General features: G+C 72.5%; 19 protein-coding genes. 9 read left to right on the plus strand and 10 right to left on the minus strand.

Annotation, left to right across the window (positions count from 1 at the left end; translation table 11 throughout):
* The first annotated feature begins 73 nt into the window (after positions 1-73).
* A complete protein-coding gene (locus tag ACZ50K_RS10715; protein WP_468900379.1) occupies positions 74-1,534 on the plus strand; it encodes an NAD(P)-binding protein in 1,461 nt (486 codons plus the stop codon).
* Positions 1,535-1,564: 30 nt separating this feature from the next.
* Here ACZ50K_RS10715 and ACZ50K_RS10720 read toward each other — a convergent pair whose 3' ends face one another.
* Positions 1,565-2,626: an ATP-dependent DNA ligase gene (locus ACZ50K_RS10720; RefSeq protein ID WP_468900381.1), complete on the minus strand. Its 1,062-nt coding sequence runs from the start codon at positions 2,624-2,626 to the stop codon at positions 1,565-1,567.
* A 120-nt stretch (positions 2,627-2,746) separates the two neighbouring features.
* Between ACZ50K_RS10720 and ligD the strand changes: the two genes are divergently transcribed.
* On the plus strand, positions 2,747-3,775 hold the full coding sequence (ligD, locus tag ACZ50K_RS10725) for a non-homologous end-joining DNA ligase (RefSeq protein WP_468900384.1): 1,029 nt from the start codon (positions 2,747-2,749) through the stop codon (positions 3,773-3,775).
* Positions 3,776-3,833: 58 nt separating this feature from the next.
* On the plus strand, positions 3,834-4,079 hold the full coding sequence (locus ACZ50K_RS10730) for a WhiB family transcriptional regulator (RefSeq protein WP_468900387.1): 246 nt from the start codon (positions 3,834-3,836) through the stop codon (positions 4,077-4,079).
* A 35-nt stretch (positions 4,080-4,114) separates the two neighbouring features.
* On the opposite strand, the gene ACZ50K_RS10735 is transcribed toward ACZ50K_RS10730, so the two are convergent.
* The 6 genes from ACZ50K_RS10735 to ssgD all read right to left on the minus strand — a co-directional run bounded on the left by ACZ50K_RS10735 (position 4,115) and on the right by ssgD (position 10,642).
* Entirely contained in the window at positions 4,115-4,699 is a 585-nt protein-coding gene (locus ACZ50K_RS10735; RefSeq protein ID WP_468900390.1) for a hypothetical protein, read from the minus strand.
* Positions 4,696-5,301 (minus strand): hypothetical protein, encoded by a 606-nt coding sequence (locus ACZ50K_RS10740; RefSeq protein WP_468900393.1) that lies wholly within the window; start codon positions 5,299-5,301, stop codon positions 4,696-4,698. The genes ACZ50K_RS10735 and ACZ50K_RS10740 overlap by 4 nt, the downstream gene beginning before the upstream one ends.
* Complete coding sequence (locus ACZ50K_RS10745; RefSeq protein ID WP_468900396.1) at positions 5,298-6,431, minus strand: WXG100 family type VII secretion target; 1,134 nt, start codon at positions 6,429-6,431, stop codon at positions 5,298-5,300. The genes ACZ50K_RS10740 and ACZ50K_RS10745 overlap by 4 nt, the downstream gene beginning before the upstream one ends.
* A gap of 616 nt (positions 6,432-7,047) precedes the next feature.
* The gene (locus ACZ50K_RS10750) at positions 7,048-8,019 is read right to left on the minus strand and encodes an acyl-ACP desaturase (protein WP_468900399.1); all 972 of its coding nucleotides are present in this window, start codon (positions 8,017-8,019) and stop codon (positions 7,048-7,050) included.
* A gap of 272 nt (positions 8,020-8,291) precedes the next feature.
* Positions 8,292-9,938, minus strand: coding sequence for an ABC-F family ATP-binding cassette domain-containing protein (locus ACZ50K_RS10755; protein ID WP_468900402.1), 1,647 nt, complete (start codon positions 9,936-9,938; stop codon positions 8,292-8,294).
* 287 nt (positions 9,939-10,225) lie between these two features.
* Positions 10,226-10,642 carry a spore wall synthesis regulator SsgD gene (gene ssgD, locus ACZ50K_RS10760; RefSeq protein WP_468900405.1) on the minus strand — a complete coding sequence of 139 codons (417 nt, stop codon included), beginning with the start codon at positions 10,640-10,642 and terminating at the stop codon, positions 10,226-10,228.
* Positions 10,643-10,953: 311 nt separating this feature from the next.
* Between ssgD and ACZ50K_RS10765 the strand changes: the two genes are divergently transcribed.
* Positions 10,954-12,072, plus strand: a complete 1,119-nt coding sequence (locus tag ACZ50K_RS10765; RefSeq protein WP_468900408.1) for a WD40/YVTN/BNR-like repeat-containing protein — start codon at positions 10,954-10,956, stop codon at positions 12,070-12,072.
* A gap of 5 nt (positions 12,073-12,077) precedes the next feature.
* On the opposite strand, the gene ACZ50K_RS10770 is transcribed toward ACZ50K_RS10765, so the two are convergent.
* Positions 12,078-13,289 (minus strand): DUF7639 domain-containing protein, encoded by a 1,212-nt coding sequence (locus ACZ50K_RS10770; RefSeq protein WP_468900411.1) that lies wholly within the window; start codon positions 13,287-13,289, stop codon positions 12,078-12,080.
* A gap of 57 nt (positions 13,290-13,346) precedes the next feature.
* The gene (locus ACZ50K_RS10775) at positions 13,347-13,646 is read right to left on the minus strand and encodes a YciI family protein (RefSeq protein ID WP_468900414.1); all 300 of its coding nucleotides are present in this window, start codon (positions 13,644-13,646) and stop codon (positions 13,347-13,349) included.
* Between the two features lie 26 nt (positions 13,647-13,672).
* Between ACZ50K_RS10775 and ACZ50K_RS10780 the strand changes: the two genes are divergently transcribed.
* Complete coding sequence (locus ACZ50K_RS10780; protein WP_468900417.1) at positions 13,673-14,350, plus strand: endonuclease V; 678 nt, start codon at positions 13,673-13,675, stop codon at positions 14,348-14,350.
* Positions 14,351-14,367: 17 nt separating this feature from the next.
* Here the strand turns inward: ACZ50K_RS10780 and ACZ50K_RS10785 are convergent, their stop codons facing one another.
* A complete protein-coding gene (locus ACZ50K_RS10785; RefSeq protein ID WP_468900420.1) occupies positions 14,368-15,558 on the minus strand; it encodes a saccharopine dehydrogenase family protein in 1,191 nt (396 codons plus the stop codon).
* 225 nt (positions 15,559-15,783) lie between these two features.
* Here ACZ50K_RS10785 and ACZ50K_RS10790 point away from each other — a divergent pair, with 225 nt between their 5' ends.
* From ACZ50K_RS10790 to ACZ50K_RS10805, 4 genes are all read left to right on the plus strand, one after another.
* Positions 15,784-16,947: a CaiB/BaiF CoA transferase family protein gene (locus ACZ50K_RS10790; protein ID WP_468900423.1), complete on the plus strand. Its 1,164-nt coding sequence runs from the start codon at positions 15,784-15,786 to the stop codon at positions 16,945-16,947.
* An 8-nt stretch (positions 16,948-16,955) separates the two neighbouring features.
* The gene (locus tag ACZ50K_RS10795) at positions 16,956-18,098 is read left to right on the plus strand and encodes an acyl-CoA dehydrogenase family protein (RefSeq protein ID WP_468900426.1); all 1,143 of its coding nucleotides are present in this window, start codon (positions 16,956-16,958) and stop codon (positions 18,096-18,098) included.
* Between the two features lie 26 nt (positions 18,099-18,124).
* A complete protein-coding gene (locus tag ACZ50K_RS10800; RefSeq protein ID WP_468900429.1) occupies positions 18,125-19,339 on the plus strand; it encodes an acetyl-CoA C-acetyltransferase in 1,215 nt (404 codons plus the stop codon).
* 64 nt (positions 19,340-19,403) lie between these two features.
* A complete protein-coding gene (locus ACZ50K_RS10805; protein ID WP_468900432.1) occupies positions 19,404-21,575 on the plus strand; it encodes a 3-hydroxyacyl-CoA dehydrogenase NAD-binding domain-containing protein in 2,172 nt (723 codons plus the stop codon).
* Positions 21,576-21,577 lie beyond the last annotated feature (2 nt).

The following is a 21,577-nucleotide window of genomic DNA, read 5'->3' on the forward strand; positions in this document are numbered from 1 at the left end:
CCGCCGCGCATCATCTCCGAATCTCCGACGATCTGATCGTCGCACTTGATGCACGAGAGCAACGGGGGTCGCGATGGCACATCTGATCGTCATCGGGGGCGGGGTCGGCGGGCTCGCCACCGCTCTCATGGCAGCCCGGCAAGGACATACGGCGGAGCTCTTCGAGCGGGACACCAGGGCCCCGGGCGGCGCCCTGGACCGCGACTTCTACGGCTGGCGCCGCCCCGCCGTCCCGCAGGCCGTCCAGCCGCACGCCCTGCTGGGCGCAGCCCGCACGGTCCTCCGTACGGAACTCCCCGACGTGTACGAGGAGATGCTGCGGCTCGGCGCCCGGGAGCGGCACGAACTGGACTGGTTCGAGCGGCGGCCGCCGGCCCGGCCCGGCGACGAGGACCTGGTGATGATCCAGGCCCGGCGGATCGTCCTGGAGAGCGCCCTGGTCAGCGCGCTGCGCGCCGAACCGGGGGTGGTCAGCCACTACGGGGCGGCGGTCACCGGCCTGACGACCGCTGCCGCGAGCCTGACCGGTGGCGGTGGCGGTGGCGGTGGCGGTGGCGGTGGTAGCGGGGGCGGATCGGTGGGCCGCGACGGGCCGGTGCGGGTGACCGGGGTGCGGACGGCCGCCGGCCGCCACGAAGGGGACCTGGTCGTGGACGCGGGCGGCCGCCGCGCCGGTTCGGACCGCTGGCTGGCAGCGGCCGGCTGCCGGCCGGCCGTGGTGGAGCGGCACCGCACCGGACTGGCGTACTTCTGCCGCTGGTACCGGCTGCCCGAGGGGATGGCCGAGGGCCCGAGTCGGCCCTGGGCGGTGACCGGCGGGACCTTCGCCGGCTGCGCCGTCTTCCCCGCCGACAACCGGACGTTCGCGGTCACCCTGATCGTGCACACCGGCGATCCGACCCGGACCGCCCTCCGGCACCCCGCCGTGTTCGAGGCGGCGGCGCGTTCCTTCCCGCCCGGCGAGGTCTGGCTGGAGCTGGGCGCCGAGCCGCTGTCCGAGGTGCGGGCCACCGCGAGCCTGGACAACCGGTGGTGCGCGCTCGTGGACGAACGGGGGCCGCAGGTCACCGGGTTCGTACCGGTGGGCGATGCCGTCGCGCACACCAACCCCACCCTCGGCCAGGGGGCGTCGCTGACCCTGTGGGCGGCCCGCCGGATCGCCCGGACCGCCGGGCGGGACCCGGGCTCGGCGGCCTTCGCCACCGACTACCACGCGTGGACGGTGCGCACCCTCAAACCCTGGTTCGACTTCCAGGTGGTGGCCGACACGGCGATCGGGGAGCGGTTCGCGGCCCGGGCGGCCCGGACCGGCACCGCGCGCGAGGTGGCCGCCCTCTTCGACTGCGCCCTGGACGACCCGGAGGTGATGCGGGCCCGGGCCAGGGTCCGGCACCTGGCCGAACTCCCCGAGCGGGCCTATGCCGACCCGGAGGTCCGGGCCAGGGTGGCCCGCTGGCTGGCCGCCCGCCCCGGCTACCTCCCGAACGACGCGGGCCCGGACCGCCCCGCCTGGGAGAAGCTGACGGCGGGCTGACCCGCGGCGGGCCGGCCGCCTCCGTCCCCCCTACGTCCCGAGAACCCGGGCGAGGTCGTACCGTACGACCTCCTCCAGCTGGGCGTACGTACAGCTCTCCGGGCTGCGGTCCGGCCGCCAGCGGCGGAACTGGGCGGTGTGCCGGAAGCGGTCGCCCTCCATGTGGTCGTAGGCCGCCTCGCAGACCCGTTCGGGGCGCAGCGGCACCCAGGAGAGGTCCTTCTTGCCGGTCCAGCGGCTCTGCGCGCCGGGCAGCCGGGCGTTCTCGTGGGCGGACTCCTCGGCCCAGGCGGCCCAGGGGTGGCCGGAGGGGTCGGTCATCCGGAGGGGTTCCAGCTCCTCGACGAGTTCGGCGCGGCGCTTCATGGGGAAGGCGGCGCAGACCCCCACGTGCTGGAGTGCGCCGTGCTCGTCATGGAGGCCCAGCAGGAGCGATCCGACAATCGGACCGCTCTTGTGGAAGCGGTAGCCCGCGACCACGACATCGGCCGTACGCTCGTGCTTGATCTTGAACATCAGTCGGGCGTCGGGCCGGTAGGGCAGGTCGAGCGGTTTCGCGATCACCCCGTCCAGCCCCGCGCCCTCGAACAGCTCGAACCATTGCTGGGCCTCGGCCGGATCGGTGGTGGCGGGTGCGAGGTGGACGGGGGGACGGGCGGTGGAGAGGGCATCGGCCAGGGCGGTGCGGCGGTCGGCGAGCGGGGTGTCGAGGAGGGATTCGGTGCCGAGGGCGAGCAGGTCGAAGGCGACGAAGGAGGCGGGGGTGGTCCCGGCGAGCAGCTCGACCCGGGAGGCGGCGGGATGGATCCGCTCGGTCAGCCGGTCGAAGTCGAGCCGGTCGCCGTGCACGATCACGATCTCCCCGTCCAGCACACAGCGCTCCGGCAGATTCTCCCGCAGCGCGGCCACCAGCTCGGGAAAATACCTGGTCAGGGGCTTGCCATTGCGGCTGCCGATCTCCAGCTCCGCCCCGTCGCGGAACACGATCGCGCGGAAGCCGTCCCATTTCGCCTCGTACTGCATGCCCTCCGGGATCCGGGCCACGGACTTGGCGAGCATCGGCTTCACAGGGGGCATCACCGGCAGGTCCATACCCAAGATTCTGCGGCGCCCCGCCCGCCACCGCCCGGCGTAGACCGCCGTCCAGCCCCTCCGTACCGGCCCTCCGTCCTGGGCATGCGCCCCGGGCCGGGTCCGCTTACCGTGGCGCTCATGGGTGCTGCTGCCGGGAACGCGATCGAGTTGGAGGCGGGCGGCCGGAAGGTGCGGCTGTCCAGCCCGGACAAGGTGTACTTCCCCGAGCGGGGCCTCACCAAGCTGGACGTGGCCCGCTACTACCTGGCCGTGGCGGACGGCATCACCCGCGCGCTCCGGGACCGCCCCACCACCCTGGAGCGCTATCCGGACGGGATCGGGGGCGAGTCCTTCTTCCAGAAACGCGCCCCGAAGAACCTGCCCGACTGGATCCCGACGGCCCACATCACCTTCCCCAGCGGCCGCAGCGCCGACGAGATCTGCCCGACCGAACCGGCCGCCGTCCTGTGGGCCGCCCAACTCGGCTGCCTCACCTTCCATCCCTGGCCGGTGCGGCGCGCGGACGTCGACCACCCCGACGAACTCCGCATCGACCTGGACCCCCAGCCGGGCACCGACTACCACCACGCGGTGGCCGCCGCCCACGAACTGCGCGCCCTGCTCACCGAACTGGGCCTGCGCGGCTGGCCCAAGACCTCGGGCGGCCGCGGGCTGCACGTCTTCATCCCCATCGAACCGCGCTGGACCTTCACCGAGGTCCGCCGCTGCGCGATCGCCCTCGGCCGGGAGCTGGAACGCCGGATGCCCGGCAAGGTCACCACGGCGTGGTGGAAGGAGGAGCGCGGCGAGCGGATCTTCGTGGACTACAACCAGACCGCCCGCGACCGCACCATCGCCTCCGCCTACTCGGTCCGCCCCCGCCCGGACGCCCCGGTATCGGCACCGCTGCGCTGGGAGGAGATCGACACGGCCGAACCCCGCGACTTCGACATCCTGACCATGCCGGCCCGGTTCGCCGAACTGGGCGACCTCCACGCGGAGATGGACGACCACGCCTTCTCCCTGGAACCCCTCCTGGAACGCGCCGCCCGCGACGAACAGGACCACGGTCTCGGCGACATGCCGTACCCCCCGGACTACCCGAAAATGCCCGGCGAACCGAAACGAGTCCAACCCAGCCGCGCCAAACACCCCCCGGCCTCCTGACCACGCCCGTTGATCAGTCGTTGATCGGACGTACATCGGCGGTGGTGAGGATCGCCGCATGTCGATGAACACGATCGCTGCGGGCCCAGTCGAGGCCCCCTGGTACGAACTCGCCCTCTGCGCCCAGACCGGCCCGGGCTTCTTCTTCCCCGAGCCGGGATCCTCCCTCCGGGACGCGAAGCGGCTGTGCGGCGCGTGCGAGGGCCGGGCCGGATGCCTGGAGTTCGCCCTGGCGAACGACGAACGCTTCGGCGTCTGGGGCGGCCTCTCCGAATCCGAGCGCTCGGCCCTCCGCCGCACCTGACCACCACCCCGCCACCCCGCGACCCCGCCGCCCCGCTAGGTCTGCGTCCCCTTCCCACTCCGCCGCACCAGCCCCACCCGCCGCGCCAACTCCACGTCCCCGCCGCCCCCCACCCCACCCACCACATGCGGCACGACCCGCACCGGGTAGTGCCCCCCCACGGGCGACACCACCCCCCCGAACCGCGGATCCCCGGCAAACCAGATCCGCCCGGGCTCGGAATTCTGCGTCTCGGCCAGCGCGACGGGAAACGGGACGATGCGGAACGTGGGCGCGGGCTCATCCCCGACCGAGACCGAAATGGTCGTCGGATTCCCAGCTCCCACCGCGGGGTAACGGCAAGGGAACTCCTGCCACGGATAAGCCTGAAGCACCGCGGCCACGCGCCCGCGCCGGAGATAGGCGATCAGCGCCGCTGGCAGCACGGCCACCGCGGTGACCAGGACCGTCAGGAATACGATCACAATCAGTGGCGAAGGTGCGAAGAGACCGATGGGCCAGGAGAGCGCGAAAATGCAGCCGATGCCGATCAGCCAGACCGTTCGGCGGACCACCAGTTCTCTGTATCCGCGCGCCGTGGGCGGATGATCCCAGGCCACTTTCGTCAACGGGAGGTTCACAACAGGACCTCCAGGATTCGCGACGGAGGGGTGGAGGGTGGTGTCGGATTCACGAACGTCACCGTGTGGCTGATGGCTTCGAGCAGAATGGTGTACTCCTCGTGGTGATCGGTCGATGCACTGGTCAGGTCAAGGACGAGCACGTGCGGGCTCTCAGAGTGGGCTGTCGCAATCCGTGCCTGAAAGATCGATTGATCCAATTCGGGCAGGCTCAGAGTCCCGCCCACCAGGCAGCAGGGGAGCCCTGACGGCAATTCGACGACTCGCCGGACCGACGTCTCCCACAGCCCCGACTGCGCGATGCCGAGGGCAGCTCTGGCTACTGCCAATCCGGCACTGCCGGTGCCGGTCGGTCGTACGGTCAGGGAGAACAGAGATGTTGCTAGGCCAGAGACTTCGTCGGGGTGCAGTCCGACAGCCGTGTGTACGACGTGATGCTCGGCAAGCTCGTCCAGTTGGTCAAGGAGCGCCGAGAGCTGCCGCTCGGCCTCCGCGCTGCCCATGAACTCGGCGACGGCCTCCAACTCAGGTCGTTGCTCGTCGGTGACGTCGTAGAACCCGGGAGGGAGCCGGAACCAGATGGTGGGGAAGTCGTGAGTCATCGGGGCCTCATTACAGTCCAGGCGTAGGAGGCCCTGGCGGCGGCAGCCGGTGCGTCTTCCAGCACCCCACGGGTGCCGTCCACAGCGGTACTGGTCTCGCTGATGGTCTCCTTTGCCCACGGCGAGTAGCTGGCGAAGGCCGTTGCCACGCCAGTGCCCGGCACCAGCACATTGACCGTGTTTCGGACGCGCGGGCTTGCGTCGCGTAGGGCCCATTGGGTGAAGGGGCTCTCCACCTGTCGGATGGCGTGGCCTTCCGTCCACGTGGTGCGGGCGAAGGCGGTGGTGCCGGTGCTCAGGCCTGAGAGGGCGCTGGCTTCGGGGGCGGCGGCCATGGCGGTGCGGGTGGCGGTGATGCCGGCCTTGGCGCCGGTGGCGAGGGTGGCGACGCCCGGGACCGAGCCGAGGGTGTCGCCCATGAGGGTGACGCCGCTCTTCCAGAAGTCGGCGTCGAACTCGGCCTTGGTGAAGCCGTCCTTCAACGGCTTGCGGAACTTGGGGTCCGAGGCGTGCATCGTCAGGGCGGCCAGGCTCAGGCCGCTGCCCACCAGCATGACCGCCAGGGCGGCGGGTGGGCAGATGAAGGCGAGGCCGGCGCTGGTCAGGCCGAGGACGGCGGACAGGTTCGAGAGGCTGTCGGCCGGGTCGTCGGTGATCTTCTGCCAGAGCTGTGCGAGGTAGCCGGGTTCCTTGGGGGCCAGACGGTCGGTGGCCGAATCCAGTTGTTTGGCGATGCGGCGGGCGTCCGCGGTGTGCTGGGCGGCGAGTTCGGTGGCCAGGCGGCGGGCGTGGGCCAGGGCTTCGGGGGTGGTGGCGGAGGCGGCCAGGGACTCGTAGCGGGCCGCCAGGGACTGGTGGGAGACCAGGGTGTCGTGCCAGGTGGTGAGACGGCGGGCGGCCTGGGTCAGGGAATCGTGGGCGGAGCGGAGGTAGCGGGGGAGGTCCTCGGAGAGGGCGGAGCGGAAGGCGGTGGCTGCTTCGCCTTGCCAGGAGCCGCTGCGGGAGACCAGGGCGTCGACCACACGGGAGGCTTCGCCGAGGGAAGCGGCGGAGGTGCGGAGCTTGGCGGCCAGGGCCAGGACGGCGGGTGGTGAGCCGGGGGCGGGGTCGAAGCCGAGGGAGTCACCCATGGTGACCCGCTCGTGCCGTGGCGGCCGCGCCGGCCGCGCCCGCCGGGGGCGCCTGCCCTGCGGTGGCCGGGCCTGCGGCCGGCCCAGCCGGAGCCGACTCCCCGGCCGGCCCTCCGGGCGTCGGCCCTCCGGGCCATCCCGCGGGGCCTCCCGCCGGGGCCGGGCCTTCGGCCGGCCACCCCGCCGGAGCGGGCCCTCCGGGCCACCCGGACGGGCCTCCGGTCGGAGCCGTATGCCCCGCCGGGCCGCCGGTCGCGGCTGTGGTGCGGAAGGCTTCGTGGATGGCTGTGTCCACGGCTGCGTAGTCCGTGGCGGCGGAGCGGACGGCTTCGCGGACTGTTTTGACGCGTTTCGACAGTTGCTTCGCGCCGTATGACCATCTGTTCTGGAAGCGGTCGCAGGCCGAGTCCAGTTCCTTGGTGCCCAGTTGGTCCGCGCGGATGTGGTCGAGGGCCTGGCGGGCTTCGCGGAGGGCGGTCAGCGAGGTGTCCAGGGACTGGGTGAAGCGGGTGAGCTGGTCCAGGTCCGCCCGGAGAAGGGTCATGGCGGAGAAGCCTGGCAGAGCGGTGCTCGGCCAGGGGAATCTCCGTCACTCCCAGGAGGGATGGGGAACCGGTCAGCCCTTGCGGGCGGCGACGCGGGCGGCGCGGGCGGCCAGGCGCTCGTCGAACTTGGCGGCTTCCGCGTCCAGGCCGTTCATGAACAGGCCGAGTTCGTCCTGGGCCTGCTGCCCCTCCGGGCCGAGCCCGTCGATCTCCATGACCTTCAGGAAGCGGAGCACCGGGCTCAGCACGTCGTCGTGGTGGATGCGCAGGTTGTAGACCCCGCCGATGGCCATCTGCGCGGCCATCCGCTCGAAGCCGGGCATGCCGTGGCCGGGCATCCGGAAGTTGACGACCACATCGCGTACGGCCTGCATGGTGAGGTCCGGGGCGAGTTCGAACGCGGAGCCGAGGAGGTTCCGGTAGAAGATCATGTGCAGGTTCTCGTCGGCGGCGATGCGCGCCAGCATGCGGTCGCAGACCGGGTCGCCGGACTGGTGGCCGGTGTTCCGGTGCGAGATGCGGGTGGCGAGCTCCTGGAAGGCCACGTACGCGATCGAGTGGAGCATCGAGTGCCGGTTGTCGGACTCGAAGCCCTCCGACATGTGCTGCATCCGGAACGCTTCCAGCTTGTCCGGGTCCACGGCGCGCGAGGCCAGCAGGTAGTCGCGCATCACGATGCCGTGCCGGCCCTCCTCCGCGGTCCACCGGTGCACCCAGGTGCCCCATGCGCCGTCGCGGCCGAAGAGGGAGGCGATCTCGTGGTGGTAGCTGGGGAGGTTGTCCTCGGTGAGGAGGTTCACCACCAGCGCGATCTTGCCGATCTCGGTCACCTTGGACTGGCTGGGCTCCCAGGCCTCGCCGTCCTCGAAGAACCCGGGGAAGTTCCGGCCGTCGCCCCACGGCACGTACTCGTGCGGCATCCAGTCCTTGGTGATCTTCAGGTGGCGGTTCAGCTCCTTCTCGACCACCTCTTCCAGGGCGAACAGCAGCTTCGCGTCGGTCCACGCCTCCGAGCTGCCAAGGTGGGGAGAGGTGATCGTCACGGGTGCTCCTGGTGGGACAAGTCAATTACCTACGGTTCCGTAGCCTACGAATCCGTAGGTTAAGCATGGCGTGAAGACCAGCCAAGCCCGGACCGGGGGTATGGCCCGTTACATTGAGTTATGTGTGCAGGTGGGAGCGCGTGTAGATGCATGAAAATGAGACACGTCCGAGGGTGCCGATCGCGCCGTAATCGGGGGATCGGCGATGGGTTCGTCAGGTCTGGTTTGGGGTGGGATGGGGCCGGTTCGCCTGGTTTCGGCTACCGGCCCCATCAGTCCCACATCGCGTCGCGGACCGATTCGGCCGTGGCGGGGTGCAGGACGCCGTCCAGGTGCAGCCAGCGGGTGATGCCGATCGACTCCAGGAACGGCACGTCGTGACTCGCCACGATCAGCGCCCCCTGGAAGGAGTCCAGGGCCTCCGTCAGCCGGCGGACGCTCGCCAGGTCCAGGTTGTTCGTCGGCTCGTCCAGCATCAGCAGCTGCGGAGCGGGCTCCGCCAGCATCAGGGCCGCCAGCGCGGCCCGGAACCGCTCCCCGCCGGACAGGGTGCCGGCCGGCTGTTCCGCCCGGGTGCCGCGGAAGAGGAAGTGCGCGAGCCGCGCCCTGATCCGGTTGTCGGTGGCGTCCGGGGCGAACCGGGCCACGTTCGCCACCACCGACAGCTCCTCGTCCAGTACGTCCAGCCGCTGCGGCAGGAAGCGTGCCGGTACGTGCCGGACCGCCTCCCCGGACTCCGGCGGGAGCAGTCCCGCGATGGTGCGGAGCAGGGTGGTCTTGCCGGAGCCGTTCCGCCCGACCAGGGCGATCCGCTCGGGTCCGCGCAGTTCCAGCTCGCCCGGTACGACGGGTGCGCCGCCCCCGTGCGCGAGGACCAGCTCGCGCAGGCTGAGGACGCTCCGGCCGGCCGGTACCAGGGTGGCCGGCAGGTCGACGCGGATCTCGTCGTCGTCCCGGACCGCGTCCACCGCGGTCTCCAGCCGCTCTCGGGCCTCGGCCAGTTTCTCCGTGTGCATGATCCGGTGTTTGCCGGCGGATTCCTGGGCGGAGCGCTTGCGCATCCCCATGACGATCTTCGGTTCGCGCTTGTTCTCGAACATCTTCTGGCCGTACCGCTTGCGTCGGGCCAACTTGACCTGGGCTTCCGACAGTTCGCGCTTCTGGCGGCGGACGTCGGCCTCGGCCACCCGGACCATCCGGCCGGCGGCCTCCTGTTCGGCCGCGACGATCTCCTCGTACGCGCTGAAGTTCCCGCCGTACCAGCGGACTTCGCCCTCGCGCAGTTCGGCGATCTGGTCGACCCGGTCCAGCAGCTCCCGGTCGTGGCTGACCAGGACGAGCACCCCGGACCAGGACTCCACGGCCGCGTACAGTCGCCGACGGGCCCTCAGATCGAGGTTGTTGGTCGGCTCGTCGAGCAGCAGGACCTCGGGCCGGGCCAGCAGCAGGGCCGCCAGCCGCAGCAGTACGGACTCGCCGCCGGACAGGTCGCCCACCGTCCGGTCCAGATCGATCCGGTCCAGACCCAGCCGGTCCAGGGTGGCGCGGGCGCGCTCCTCCACGTCCCAGTCGTCGCCGAGCAGGGTGAAGTTCTCCTCGGTGGCCTCGCCCGCCTCGATGGCGTGCAGGGCGGTCCGGGCGGCGGCGATGCCGAGCACCTCGTCCACGCGCAGCGCGGTGTCGAGGATGACGCCCTGGGGGAGGTAGCCGACCGTTCCGGCGGCCGAGACCTGGCCGTCGGTCGGCCGCAGCTCACCGGAGATCAGCTTCAGCAGAGTGGATTTCCCGGAGCCGTTGAGGCCGATCAGGCCGGTGCGGCCGGGGCCGACGGAGAGGTCGAGGCCCTCGAAGACGGGGGTGCCGTCGGGCCAGTCGAAGGCGAGGGAGGAGCAGGTGACGAACACGGGGGGATGGCTCATGGAGGCCTCCAGGTTGCGTGGATGAAGAGCTGCAACGTGGGGAGACACCGGGGATGAGGACGGGACGGGGCGCGGACGCGAGGGCGCGGCGGCGCGAAGGGTGGTCCTGTCGGTGTGGTGTCTCAGACCTCAGACCAGCAATGTCCTGCTCCGATCGACGGCAATGGGGCGTCTTCGAAGCTACGGGCGGCCCCCCGCCACCCGCAAACGCTTTTCCGGCAGGAGCCGGTGGGGGCCCGTAGGAGCCGGTGGAAGTCGGTAGGAGGTTGAGCGGGCGGGTCGGAGGGTCAGCAGGAGTCGCGCATCAGTTCCGCCAGGCTGTGGTCCATGTCCAGGTAGAGGTGCTCCAGGCCGGGGAGGACCACGGTGCAGGTCCGGTCCAGGAAGTGCCGCAGATCGGCCGAGTGCATGAGGACGATCGCGACCCCCTCGGGGGCGTGGAACTCGATGACCGTCCGGCCCGCCCCGTACGGGCGCACGCGCACGTCGCCGTGGCCGGCGGGCCGCTGCACGCCCGCCTCCAGGAGCTCGCGGGCGAAGGTCCACGACACTTCGACGCCTTCGAGGGTGGCCGGGGCGGGGAAGGCCATCTGGACGGCGAAGGGGTCCGACCGTTCGTAGCGGAGGGTGACGGGCACGGACTCGACCTTCGGCGCGGCGGCGACCAGACGGGCCTCCACGGCCTGCTCGATGACGTTGATCACGGCTCGCTCCCTTGCTGTGGATCGGTTGCGGGCCATGGGGTGGGGCCCGGCACCGGGATAGACGCGGGAACGGGCGGATCCGTGCACGGGAAGGCACGTGACCTGTGTCACCGATTGGCCTGAATTCATCTGTGTGATCGCACAGAGTGATCGCCGGGCAGGGGTTCGGGTCTGCGCGGAACGCGATCCGAGCCCGTTCGGCCGAGCTCCGAGGAGGCGCTGAACTCCCCCAAGTACGGCCGGTTTACGCTCGCTCCACAGGCTCAAGGCGCCCTGGACGACGATCTCCCGGTGCGTTAGCTTCCGGCGCCATGAGACTTCTGGGAATTGGCATGTGCGCGGCGGTTCTTACGGTCGGTGCGCTGGCGGGACCCGCCCAGGCGCGGGCCGTGCCGGAGCAGCGCGCCGCGGCGGCCGGACCGGCGGCGGCCCCGGCGCCGGGCGCGGGGCTGCCCGGCCCGGGCTGGGCGCTCAAGCCGACCGGCACCGACGCCCGCTTCCGCGGACTGGCCGCCGTCGGCCCCCGCTCCGCCTGGGTGTCCGGCTCCCGGGGGACCGTACTGCGCACGGTGGACGCCGGGCGCAGCTGGCAGGACGTCTCCCCGCCCGGTGCGGCCGGGCTGGAACTCCGCGACATCGAGGCCTTCGACGAGCGGCGGGCCGTGGCCCTGTCCATCGGGGAGGGCGAGGACTCGCGGATCTTCCGCACCGAGGACGGCGGCGCGCACTGGACGGAAAGCTTCCGAAACCCCGATCCGCGAGCCTTCTACGACTGCCTGACCTTCTTCGACCAGCGGCACGGACTCGCCATGAGCGATCCGGTGGACGGCCGGTTCCGGATCCTCTCCACCGCGGACGGCGGCCGCAGCTGGCGGGTGCTGCCCGACGCGGGCATGCCGGAGGCGCTGCCGGGCGAGGCGGGGTTCGCGGCCAGCGGCCAGTGCCTGGTCAGCTCGGGGGCCCGGGACGCCTGGATGGCCACCGGCGGCGGCGCGGTCGCCCGGATCCTGCACTCCGCCGACCGCGGCCTGACCTGGAAGGCCACCGAGGCGCCGATGCCCGGCGGGGACCCCGCGCGCGGGGTCTTCGGGCTCGCCTTCCGCGACCGGGACCACGGGCTCGCGGTGGGCGGCGACTACCGTACGGGCCAGCCGTCGCCGCAGGCCGCGGCCGTCACCGGGAACGGCGGCCGGACCTGGCGGGCGGCGGCCACCGCACCGCCCGCCTACCGATCCGGGGTCACCTGGCTCCCGTACCTCCGGCCGGTCGCCCTGGCCGTCGGGCCCACGGGCACGGACCTCACCTGGGACGGCGGGCGCACCTGGAAGCCGATGGACTCCGGGTCCTTCGACACGGTCGACTGCGCCGGGCTGACCGGCTGCTGGGCGGCGGGGGAGAAGGGGCGGGTGGCCCGGCTGGAGCTCGGCTGACCGGCCTAGTCGGGGCGGTGCTCCTGGATCTCCCCGCCCGGGTCGCAGTCCAGTGCGGTGAGTTCCGAGCGGATCAGTTCCAGGAGCCGGCCCAGCCAGTTGCGGCCGTCCGGGCCGTCGCGCCAGTACGCGGGCAGGGCGCTGTCCCGGTAGCTCAGTGGGGCGTCGGCGGTGGCGCGCAGCAGATCGGCGAGTTCGGGGTGCTGGGTGAACTTGGCGCGCAGCAGACCGGCCATCAGGGCTGGGCGGGGCCGTGTGGAGCCACCGGTGAGGGCGGCGTGGGCGGCCTCCACGGAGGGATGCTCGGTGCCGCCGACGGTGAGCGGGCAGGGGTGTTCGTTGCGGAGCCGTCCGGTGACGGGGACGACCGCTGGTTCGGACCCCGTTCCGGGCTCAGCCCCGGCCCCGGCCCGGGGGCTGGGCATGGCGACGGCTCCCGTCCCGCCGGCCCCCGCCACGCTCGGGGCCGGGGCCGGGGGTTCGGCGCGGATGAAGTAGTCCAGGGTCTGCTGGTGCATGAAGGCCGTGACCACCGGGCCGTCGCCGTCCACCGGGTGGCCGATCTCCGTGGTCAGCACCCGCAGCGGGCGGTCCTGGCGGTCCAGATCGCCGAGGACGTGGATCCGGTGGTGCGCCGGTACGGCCAGATAGGCCGAGCGCAGGGCCAGCCGGTGCGGTTCGGTCGGGTCGTCGCGGTAGCGGCGGATGGCCTCCCAGCAGCGGTCCGCGCTGGTGGGACGGCCGTTCAGGGCCTCGATCCGGTCGGCCACCTCGGCCAGGAAGCTGTCCGGGGTGAGCGGTTCGGCATCGCGCGAGCGCCATCCGCCGGGCTCCGTGGGGCCGGACCGGCGGGCCGGATCGGTGGCCGAGATCCGGCCGGAGAGCAACTGGCGGCGCAGGCCGGCCAGATCGGTGAGGTGCGCGTCGGCCAGCGGCGCGGAACCGTTCCCGCCCGCCGCGCGGCCATCCGCGCCCCGAGCCGAGCCCCGGCCGGGGCCGCCCGCGGTCCCGTCGACGTCACCCCCGGTCGAGCCGCGGGGCTCGCCGCCCGGGGCGCTGGTCGGGTGGGTGGGGGTGCAGCCGATTCGGCCGTCCGCGTAGACGAACAGGTCGTCCACGTGTGGGGGGCCGGTCCAGTCGTGGCGCCACACGTGGCGCCACACGCCGTCGATCCGCTTCCCGTCGACCACCCGGTGCGTCGGCCCCCGCCACGTCATACGTGCACGATAGCCGCGGGCGGACCCGGTACTCCCGTGCGCATGGCGAAAGTCCGTCTACGTCCGCGGGGTCTCGCGGACCGTGGACAGGTCGGCGGAGGTCTTGGTGGCGATGAACTCCGTGATGCGGTAGGTGCACACGCCCGCCGTCACGAAGGGGTCCCCGGCCGCGATCTGCTCGACCTCCGCGCGGGTCACCCCGCCGGCCAGGATCATGCCGCCGTCCCTCGGGACCTTGCGGCCGGAGGCCAGGAAGACGCCCGCCGCGTAGTGGGTGTCCAGCCAGGCGACGTGTGCGTCCAGCTCCTCCTCGACGGCTTCGATGGGCGCGGTGTAGGTCAGCTCCATGACGAACATGATCGTCAGGCTACCCTCGGAGCATCATGACGAGTGTGAAGACCCCCGCCGACGAGGCCGAGGCCCGGGCGATACAGGACGAGCTGCGCGGCCGGGTGGTGTTCGACGAGTCCGGCCCGGCCGCCGGAGCGGGGCTGGTCGCCGGGGTCGACGTGGCCTACGACGACGAGCGCGACCTGGTGGCCGCGGCCGCCGTGGTGCTCGACGCGGCCACCCTGCGGGTGGTGGAGGAGGCGACGGCGGTCGGGCACGTCACCTTCCCCTATGTGCCGGGGCTGCTCGCCTTCCGGGAGCTGCCGACCGTGCTGGCCGCGCTGGACGCCCTCACCACCGCCCCGGACCTGGTGGTCTGCGACGGCTACGGGCTGGCCCACCCGCGCCGGTTCGGGCTGGCCTGCCATCTGGGGGTGGTGACCGGGCTGCCCGCCATGGGCGTGGCGAAGAACCCGTTCACCTTCCGCCACGATCCGCCGGGGGAGCGGCGCGGGGACTCCGCGCCGCTGTGTGCCGAGGACGGGGCGGAGGTGGGCCGGGCGGTCCGCACCCAGGCCGGGATCAAACCGGTGTACGTGTCCGTGGGGCACCGGGTCTCGCTGGACACGGCCTGCGCGCACGCGCTGGCGCTCAGCCCGAGGTACCGCATCCCCGAGACCACCCGGCACGCCGACGCCCTCTGCCGCCGCGCCCTCCGCGAGGCCGGCTGAACGTCCCGGCCGCCCCCTCAGCGGGGCGTGGCCGTGCGGAAGCGGATGCCCGCGTCCTGGAGGCGGGTCAGCAGGGCATCGCCCATGGCCGTGGCGGTGGTGAGCTGGCCGGCCGCCGCCGGGAGGTCGTCGTAGGCCAGGCACAGCGCCGACTCGGCCAGCATCTTCGCGGTCTCCCCGTACCCGGGGTCGCCGCCGGAGACCTCGGTGAACACCCGGCGGCCGCCGCCTTCCCCGACGAACCGCACCCGGAACCAGCTGCGCGCCCTCCGTTCCGCGTCCGGGCCCTGGCCGGCCGACCAGCGGCCCATCAGCCAGTTCCGGGCCGCCGGGACCTGTGCCAGGGCCGCCACCGCGCCCACCGCCGCCGCCCCGCCCACGGCCACCGGGAGGTGTTTCACGGCGGCGTAGTGGCGGTAGCGGAAGTCCGGTCCGTAGCAGTCCAGGGCGGCCGCCGAGCGGGTCACGATCCGCGGGTCCAGGGTGGGCAGCGGCATGGCCCAGGCCCCCGCCTCCCGGCTGAACCGGGGGGCGCCGGCCGGTCCGCGGGCCCGCCGGCCCAGCAGCCGGGGCTCGTGCAGCCGGCGTTCCCGGGCCGCCCGCAGGGTCTGCGGGCCGCGGCCCATGGCGGTGAGGGCGGAGGCGAGGGTGCCGCCGGAGAACAGTCCGCCGCCGCTCATGAACCCGTCCACGGTGAGCGGGACCCCGGCGGGCAGCTGACGGACCGTGAAGTAGGCGCCGAGATCGGCCGGGATCGAGTCGAACCCGCAGGCGTGCACCAGCCGGGCGCCGGTCTCCCGGGCCCGCGCGTCGTGTTCCACGTACATCCGGTCGACGAACTCGGGTTCCCCGGTGAGGTCCAGGTAGTCGGTGCCGGCCGCGGCGCAGGCGGCGACGAGTTCCGCGCCGTACCAGATGTACGGGCCCACGGTGCTGGCCAGCACCCGGGTGGCGGCGGCCAGTTCCCGGACCTGGTCCGGGTCGGTGGCGTCCGCGCGCAGCAGCGGGAGCTCGGCGCAGTGCGGGTGCTCGGCGGCCAGCCGGTCGCGGAGCCGTTCCAGTTTGGCGGTGTCGCGGGCGGCCAGGGCCCAGCGGCAGCCGGCCGGCGCGTGCGCGGCGAGGTACTCGGCGGTCAGCGCCCCCACGAACCCGGTGGCCCCGAAAAGCACCAGGTCGTAGTTGCGTTCGGGTGCGTCCTGCGCGGTCATCTCCCGCTCCTCCCAGCTGGCGTCGGTCGCCGAGGCTAGCGTGAGCCCCGGCCGTTCGCGCGCCCGGCCCCGCTTCCGGGCCGGTTCGCGGTGGCGCACGGCCGGTTCCCGGTGGCCGTACGGCCGGTTCCGGGCCGGTTCCGGGGGTTGTGCTGCGTGGGGCACCTTCCTAGCATCACTGGTGTTACATCAGTTGTGTCACAGACGTGTCCGGCAGGGGGCCCGATGGCAGTGACAGGGAACGGGACGGCGGGCGGACAGGGTCCGCTGGCGGGCGTCCGGGTGGTGGAGCTGGCGGGCATCGGCCCCGCCCCCTTCGCCGCCATGCTCCTCGCCGACCTCGGCGCCGACGTGGTCCGGGTGGACCGGCCGGGCGGCGGCGGCCTCGCCGTCAACCCCGCCTACGACATCACCAACCGCAACAAGCGCTCCGTGGTCCTCGACCTCAAGGACCCGGCGGGTCCGGCCCGGGTGCTGGACCTCGTCGAGCGCGCCGACATCCTGATCGAGGGCTTCCGGCCCGGGGTCGCCGAACGCCTCGGGGTCGGCCCGGCCGACTGCCACGCCCGCAACCCCGCCCTGGTCTACGGCCGGATGACGGGCTGGGGGCAGGACGGCCCGCTGGCCCACACCGCCGGGCACGACATCGCGTACATCGCCGTCACCGGGGCGCTCGGCATGATCGGCAACCCGGGGGAGCCGCCCGCGGTCCCCGCCAACCTGGTCGGCGACTACGCCGGCGGCTCCCTCTACCTGGTGATCGGCCTGCTGGCGGCCCTGCGGCACGCCCGTACGCCCGGCGGCGCCGGCCAGGTCGTGGACGCCGCCATCGTGGACGGCACCGCCCACCTCACCTCGATGATCCACGGGATGATGGCGGCCGGCGGCTGGCAGGACCGGCGCGGCGCCAACCTGCTGGACGGCGGCTGCCCCTTCTACGGCACCTACGAGACCTCCGACGGCGGGTTCATGGCGGTCGGCGCCCTGGAGCAGCAGTTCTACGACACCTTCACCGAGCTCCTCGGCATCGCCGACCGGGCCCCCACCCGCAAGGACCTGGCCCGCTGGGGCGAGCTGCGGGAGGCGGTCGCCGAGCGGTTCCGCAGCCGCACCCGGGCCGAGTGGACGGAGGTCTTCGAGGGCACCGACGCCTGTGTCGCGCCGGTGCTCTCGCTCCGCGAGGCCCCGGACCACCCGCACCTGGCCGCCCGCGGCACCTTCACCGGGTTCGGCGGGATCGTCCAGCCGGCCCCCGCGCCCCGGTTCTCCGCCACCCCCGGCGCGGTGCGCCGCGGTCCGGCGCTGCCCGGCGGCGACACCGAGGAAGTCGCCCGGGACTGGGGCCTCCCCGCACTGTCCGACACCACGACCGCCGAGAAACTGCCGTAGGGGGCCCGATGCGACGCCGCATCTTCGACGCCGACCACGAGGCGTTCCGCGAGACCGTCCGCACCTTCCTCACCAAGGAGGTGCTGCCGCACTACGAGCAGTGGGAGAAGGACGGCATCGTCAGCCGGGAGGCCTGGCTGGCGGCCGGCCGGCAGGGCCTGCTCGGCCTGGCCGTCCCGGAGGAGTACGGCGGCGGCGGGAACACCGACTTCCGCTACTCCGCCGTGATCGCCGAGGAGTTCACCCGGGCCGGCGCCCCCGGCCTGGCCATCGGCCTGCACAACGACATCATCGGTCCCTACCTCACCTCGCTGGCCACCGAGGAGCAGAAGCGGCGCTGGCTGCCCGGCTTCTGCTCCGGGGAGACCGTCACCGCCATCGCGATGACCGAGCCGGGGGCCGGCTCCGACCTCCAGGGCATCCGCACCACCGCCGAGGACCGCGGCGACCACTGGCTGCTCAACGGCTCCAAGACCTTCATCTCCAACGGGATCCTCGCCGACCTGGTGATCGTGGTGGCCCGCACCACCCCGGAGGGCGGGGCGCACGGCCTGTCCCTGCTGGTCGTGGAACGCGGCACGGCCGGTTTCGAACGCGGCCGCAACCTCGACAAGATCGGCCAGAAGGCCCAGGACACCGCCGAGCTGTTCTTCCACGACGTCCGGGTCCCCAAGGAGAACCTGCTCGGCGAGGAGAACGGCGCCTTCGTCCATCTGATGACCAATCTCGCTCAGGAGCGGATGGGCATCGCCATGGCCGGGATCGCCGCCGCCGAGCACCTGCTGGAGATCACCACCGCGTACGTGAAGGAGCGCGAGGCCTTCGGACGGCCGCTGGCCAAGCTCCAGCACATCCGGTTCGAGATCGCCGAGATGGCCACCGAGTGCGCCGTCACCCGCACCTTCCTCGACCGCTGCATCGTCGACCACGCCAACGGCGAACTCGACCACGTCCACGCCTCGATGGCCAAGTGGTGGGCCACCGAGCTGCAGAAGCGGGTCGCCGACCGCTGCCTCCAACTGCACGGCGGGTACGGCTACATGACCGAATACCGGGTGGCCAGGGCGTTCACCGACGGCCGCATCCAGACCATCTACGGCGGGACCACCGAGATCATGAAAGAGATCATCGGCCGTTCCCTGCTGGGCTGAAACCTCCCCTCGAAAGGCTTGATCCAGTGAGCAGCGAAGCTTACGTGTACGACGCGATCCGCACCCCGCGGGGCCGGGGCAAGGCCAACGGCTCCCTGCACGGCACCAAGCCGATCGACCTGGTGGTGGGCCTCATCCACGCCCTGCGCGAGCGCAACCCCGGACTGGACCCGGGCACCATCGACGACATCGTGCTGGGCGTGGTCGGACCGGTCGGCGACCAGGGCTCCGACATCGCCCGGATCGCCGCGATCGCGGCCGGACTGCCCGACACCGTGGCCGGGGTCCAGGAGAACCGCTTCTGTGCCTCCGGGCTGGAGGCCGTCAACCTGGCCGCCGCGAAGGTCCGCTCCGGCTGGGAGGACCTGGTCCTGGCGGGCGGGGTGGAGTCCATGTCCCGGGTCCCGATGGCCTCCGACGGCGGCGCCTGGTTCGCCGACCCGATGACCAACTGGGACACCGGGTTCGTCCCGCAGGGCATCGGCGCCGACCTGATCGCCACCCTGGGCGGGTTCAGCCGCCGGGACGTCGACGAGTACGCCGCCCTCTCCCAGGAGCGGGCCGCCGCCGCGATCAAGGACGGCCGGTTCGCCCGCTCCGTGGTCCCCGTCACCGACCGCAACGGCCTGGTGGTCCTGGACCACGACGAGTTCGTCCGCCCCGGCACCACCGCCGACACCCTCGCCAAGCTGAAGCCGTCCTTCGCGGACATCGGCGAGCTCGGCGGGTTCAACGCCGTCGCCCTCCAGAAGTACCACTGGGTGGAGAAGATCGACCACGTCCACCACGCGGGCAACTCCTCCGGCATCGTGGACGGCGCCTCCCTGGTGGCCATCGGCTCCCGCGAGGCCGGCGAGCGCAACGGCCTGACCCCGCGCGCCCGGATCGTCTCCGCCGCCGTCTCCGGCTCCGAGCCCACCATCATGCTGACCGGACCCGCACCGGCCACCCGCAAGGCCCTGGCCAAGGCCGGCCTGTCCATCGAGGACATCGACCTGGTCGAGATCAACGAGGCCTTCGCGGGGGTCGTCCTGCGCTTCGTCGAGGACATGGGGCTGTCCCTGGACAAGGTCAACGTCAACGGCGGCGCCATCGCCCTGGGCCACCCGCTCGGCGCCACCGGCGCCATGATCCTCGGCACGCTCGTCGACGAGCTGGAACGCCAGGACAAGCGCTACGGCCTGGCCACCCTCTGCGTCGGCGGCGGCATGGGCGTCGCCACCATCGTCGAACGCCTCTGACCCGTCCCGCTCCCCCCGCCCCGCCCCGCTCCGCCCCGGACCTCCCGAAACGAAAGCAGTGACCATGAGCGAGTCCAGCACGATCCGCTGGGAACAGGACGAGACCGGCGTCGTCACCCTGGTCCTGGACGACCCCGACCAGTCCGCCAACACCATGAACCAGGCCTTCAAGGACTCCATCGCGGCCGTCGCGGACCGGGCCGAGGCCGAGAAGGACTCCATCCGCGGCATCATCTACACCTCCGCCAAGAAGACCTTCTTCGCCGGCGGCGACCTCAAGGACATGATCCGGCTCCGCCCCGAGGACGCCCAGCTCGCCTTCGACACCGGCAACGAGATCAAGCGCTCGCTGCGCCGCATCGAGACCCTCGGCAAACCCGTGGTCGCCGCCATCAACGGCACCGCCCTCGGCGGCGGTTACGAGATCTGCCTGGCCGCCCACCACCGGATCGCCCTGGACGCCCCCGGCACCCGCATCGGACTGCCCGAGGTGACCCTCGGCCTGCTCCCGGCCGGCGGCGGAGTGACCCGTACGGTCCGGCTGCTCGGCATCGCCGACGCCCTGCTCAAGGTGCTGCTGCAGGGCACCCAGTACCCGCCGCAGCGCGCCCTGGACAACGGGCTGGTCCACGAACTGGCCGCCACGCCCGAGGAGATGACCGCCAAGGCGCGGGCGTTCATCGACGCCCACCCGGAGTCCCGGCAGCCCTGGGACGTGCCCGGCCACCGGATCCCCGGCGGCACCCCGTCGAACCCGAAGTTCGCCGCGAACCTCCCCGCCTTCCCGGCCAGCCTGAAGAAGCAGCTGAACGGCGCCCCCTACCCGGCGCCCCGCAACATCCTGGCCTGCGCCGTCGAGGGCTCCCAGGTCGACTTCGACACCGCCCTCACCATCGAGGCCCGCTACTTCACCGAACTGGTCACCGGCCAGACCGCGAAGAACATGATCCAGGCGTTCTTCTTCGACCTCCAGGCCGTCAACGCGGGCCGCAGCCGCCCGCAGGGCGTCCCGCCCCGCAAGGTCTCCAGGGTCGCGGTCCTCGGCGCCGGGATGATGGGCGCCGGCATCGCCTACTCCTGTGCCAAGGCGGGCATCGAGGTGGTCCTCAAGGACGTCACCGCCGAAGCCGCCGCCAAGGGCAAGGCCTACTCGGAGAAGCTGCTCGACAAGGCCCTGGCCCGGGGCCGCACCACCGAGGCCAAGAAGGCCGAACTGCTGGCCCGCATCACCCCCACCGGCTCGGCCGCCGATCTGGCCGGCTGCGACGCGGTCATCGAGGCCGTCTTCGAGGACACCGCCCTCAAGCACAAGGTGTTCCAGGAGATCCAGGAGGTCGTCGCCCCGGACGCGCTGCTCTGCTCCAACACCTCCACCCTGCCCATCACCGGCCTCGCCGAAGGGGTCTCCCGGCCCGCCGACTTCATCGGACTGCACTTCTTCTCCCCGGTGGACAAGATGCCGCTGGTCGAGATCATCAAGGGCGAGCGGACCGGGGACGAGGCCGTCGCCCGCGCCTTCGACCTCGTCCGGCAGATCTCCAAGACCCCCATCGTGGTCAACGACTCCCGCGGCTTCTTCACCTCCCGGGTGATCGGCCAGTTCATCAACGAGGGCGTCGCCATGGTCGGCGAGGGCCTCGAACCCGCCTCCATCGAACAGGCCGCCGCCCAGGCCGGATACCCGGCCAAGGTCCTCTCCCTGATGGACGAACTGACCCTCACCCTGCCCCGGAAGATCCGCGACGAGACCCGTAGGGCCTTCGAGGCGGAGGGCCGCACCTGGGCCGAGCACCCGGCGGACACCGTGATCGACCGGATGGTCGACGAGTTCGGCCGCCCCGGCCGCAGCGGCGGCGGCGGCTTCTACGCGTACGACGACTCGGGCCGCCGGGAGCGGATCTGGCCCGGACTGCGCGAGCACTTCACCAAGCCCGGCCACGAGATCCCGTTCGAGGACATGAAGGAGCGGATGCTGTTCTCCGAGGCGCTGGACAGCGTCCGCTGTCTGGAGGAGGGCGTCCTCACCTCCGTCGCCGACGCCAACATCGGCTCCATCATGGGGATCGGGTTCCCCGCCTGGACCGGCGGCGTCCTCCAGTACGTCAACGGCTACCCGGGCGGACTGCCCGGCTTCACGGCCCGCGCCCGCGAGCTGGCCGCCGCCTACGGCGAGCGGTTCGAACCGCCGGCCCTGCTGCGGGAGAAGGCCGAACGCGGCGAGACCTTCACCGACTAGCC

The organism is Streptomyces sp. NPDC033845, assembly GCF_055576225.1.